Annotated in this window: 1 protein-coding gene; it reads left to right on the top strand. The window is 73.3% G+C overall.

All coding sequences use genetic code 11. From position 1 onward, the window contains the following. The coding region (locus LCH29_RS43615) for a type I polyketide synthase (RefSeq protein ID WP_446467228.1) at positions 1–3,619 on the top strand (3,619 nt) is incomplete at both ends.

Raw genomic sequence — 3,619 nt, 5'->3', positions numbered from 1 at the left:
GGCGGCTGATGAGGCGTTGTTGCTGCCGGTGCGGCTGGACATGGCCGCGTTGCGTGCGCTGGGCGACGAGGCACCGACCATGCTGCGCGGCCTCGTACGAGGCGCAGCCGTGCGGCGCGGCCGTGCCGCGGCCGCCGGTCGCGGTCCGGAGGGTGCCGGGGGACTGGGCCAGCAGCTGGCGGGCCGGTCCGAAGCCGAACAGCTCGCGGAGCTGTCGGAGCTGGTGCGCGGGCACGTCGCGATCGTGCTCGGCCATGGTTCGGCGGGCGCGGTGGAGGAGAGCCGGGCGTTCAAGGATCTGGGCTTCGACTCGCTGACGGCCGTGGAGCTGCGCAACCGGCTCAACGCCGCCACCGGGCTGCGGCTGCCCGCCACCCTCGTCTTCGACCACCCCACGCCCGCCGCCCTCGCCCGCCACCTGCGCGACGAACTGCTCGGTGCCCAGCCGGAGATCGCCACCACGGCTCCTGTGCGGGTCCCGGCCCTGCGGGCGGACGAGCCGATCGCCATCGTCGGCATCGGGTGCCGCTACCCGAGCGAGGCCGACTCACCGGAGGCGCTGTGGGACCTGCTGGCCTCCGGCGCGGACAGCATCACCGACTTCCCGACCGACCGCGGCTGGGACCTCGACACGCTGTACGACGACGACCCGGACCGCCCCGGGAAGTCGTACGTACGCACCGGCGGCTTCCTCAAGACCGCCGCCGACTTCGACGCGGGCTTCTTCGGCATCTCCCCGCGTGAGGCCGTGGCCATGGACCCGCAGCAGCGGTTGCTGCTGGAGACGTCGTGGGAGGCCATCGAGCGGGCGGGCATCGACCCCGCTTCCCTCCGGGGCTCCCAGGCAGGTGTGTTCGCCGGGGCGGCGGCGCAGGGGTACGCCTTCGGCAGGGAGAACGCCGCCGAGGGCAGCGACGGCTACTACCTGACCGGGACCACGACCTCCGCCATCTCGGGCCGCGTCGCCTACACCCTGGGTCTTGAGGGCCCCGCCGTGACGGTGGACACGGCGTGCTCGTCGTCCCTGGTGGCGCTGCACCTGGCGGTGCAGGCGCTGCGTAACGGCGAGTGCTCGATGGCGCTGGCCGGTGGCGTCGCGGTGATGGCCTCACCGACCATCTTCGTGGAGTTCAGCCGTCAGCGCGGGCTGTCGCCCGATGGCCGCTGCCGGTCGTTCTCGGACGACGCGGACGGTACGGGGTGGGCCGAGGGCGCGGGCATGCTGCTGCTGGAGCGCCTGTCGGACGCGCGGGCGAACGGCCACCGGGCGCTTGCGGTGGTGCGTGGGTCGGCGGTGAACCAGGACGGTGCGTCGAACGGTCTGACGGCGCCGAACGGGCCGTCGCAGCAGCGGGTGATCCGGGCCGCGCTGGCGAATGCGGGTGTGGCGGCTGCGGATGTGGACGCGGTGGAGGCGCATGGCACGGGGACGACGTTGGGCGACCCGATCGAGGCGCAGGCGCTGCTGGCCACGTATGGGCAGGGACGTGCCGAGGGGCAGCCGCTGTGGTTGGGGTCGCTGAAGTCGAACATCGGGCATGCGCAGGCCGCGGCGGGTGTGGCCGGTGTCATCAAGATGGTGCAGGCCATGCGGCACGGTGTGCTGCCGCAGACGCTGCATGTGGGTGAGCCCTCGTCGAAGATCGACTGGTCGGCGGGTGCGGTGGAGCTGCTGAGCCAGGCGCGGGAGTGGCCGGAGGCGGAGGGTCGTCCGCGGCGTGCGGGTGTGTCGTCGTTCGGGGTGAGCGGGACGAACGCGCACGTGATTCTGGAGCAGGCGCCCGAGCCGGAGCCGGGTGAGGCGGCTGGTGTGGTCCCGGCGGCCGTGCCGTGGGTGTTCTCCGGCCGTGGCACCGGGGCGTTGCGCGGGCAGGCGGCGCGGTTGCTGGCCCGGGTGGAGGGCGATGCCGGGCTGTCGCCGGTGGATGTGGGCTGGTCGCTGGCGTCCGGGCGGGCGGTGTTCGAGAACCGCGCGGTGGTGAGCGCGGGATCGCGGGAGCAGCTGGTCGCCGGACTGGGCGCCGTGGCCCGGGGCGAGGAGGCACCGGGTGTGCTGGTCGGCCCCGGCGGGGCCGGTGGTGGCGGCCGGACGGTGTTCGTGTTCCCCGGCCAGGGTTCGCAGTGGGCGGGGATGGCGGTGGAGTTGCTGGATGCTTCGCCGGTGTTCGCGGAGCGGATGGCGGAGTGTGCTGCGGCGCTTTCCGGCTTCGTGGACTGGAGCCTGCTGGATGCGGTGCGGCAGGTGCCGGGTGCGCCCTCGCTGGAGCGGGTTGATGTGGTGCAGCCGGTGTTGTGGGCGGTGATGGTGTCGTTGGCGGCGCTGTGGCGTTCGTACGGCATCGAGCCCGCGGCCGTGGTGGGCCACTCGCAGGGCGAGATTGCCGCCGCGTGTGTGGCGGGTGCGTTGTCGTTGGAGGATGGCGCGCGGGTGGTGGCGTTGCGGTCGCAGGCCATCGCGGGTGGTCTGGCGGGTCGCGGCGGGATGGCGTCGGTGGCGCTGCCGTTGGCCGAGGTCGAGGCCCGGTTGGAGCGGTGGGCGGGTCGGCTGGAGGTGGCCGCGCTCAACGGCCCGACGTCGGTCGTCGTCGCCGGTGAGCCGGAGGCGCTGGATGAGCTGGTTGCGGAGTGTGAGGCGGCGGAGGTTCGTATCCGGCGTATCGCGGTGGACTACGCCTCGCACACCTCGCATGTGGAGCTGATCGAGGACGAGTTGGCCCGGGTGCTGGCGTCCGTACGACCGGAGACCAGCACGGTGCCGTTCTTCTCGACGGTGTCGGGGGAGTGGCTGGACACGGCTGGGCTGGATGCCTCGTACTGGTACCGGAATCTGCGGCAGACCGTGCGCTTCCAGTCGGCCGTCGAGACGCTGGTCGAGCAGGGACACGGCACGTTCGTCGAGGTCAGCTCGCATCCCGTCCTGACCGCGAGCGTGCAGGACATCGCCGACGCGGCCGTGGTCACGGGCACGCTGCGGCGTGATGACGGCGGGCTGGATCGCTTCCTGACGTCGCTGGCCGAGCTGTGGGTCCAGGGCGTGGACGTCGACTGGACGCGGGCCTTCGCGGACGCGGGCGCGTCCGTCGTGGACCTGCCCACGTACGCTTTCCAGCGGCGCCGCTACTGGATGGAGCCCGCGGCCGACGCGATGGGTGCGTTGCCGGGGCTCGGGCTGGCGGCGGCCGAGCATCCGCTGCTGGGTGCGGCCGTGGAACTGCCGGACGCGGCGGGGCTGGTCTTCACCGGGCGGCTGTCGCTGCGTACGCATCCCTGGCTGGCCGACCACGCCGTGGGCGGCGTGGTGCTGCTGCCCGGCACGGGATTCGTGGAGCTGGCGGTCCGGGCCGGTGACGAGGTCGGCTGCGATGTGGTCGAGGAACTGACCCTCCAGAGCCCGCTGACCCTCCCCGAGGGCAAGGGTGTCCAACTGCGGGTGACGGTGGCCGAGCCCGATGAGGCGGGCCGCCGGACCTTCAGCGTGCACTCCCGCACGGAGGACACGTCGCTGGACGAGGCGTGGGCCTGCCACGCCATGGGTGTGCTGGGCACGGGCGGTGTGCGGCCGGTGGCCGATGAGCTGGCGGTGTGGCCGCCGGTGGGCGCGGAGCCGGTGTCCGCGGAG

Source organism: Streptomyces sp. BRA346, from assembly GCF_052851135.1.
The sequence above is the reverse complement of the archived record's forward strand: the minus strand, read 5'-3'. Positions and strand labels throughout refer to the sequence as shown.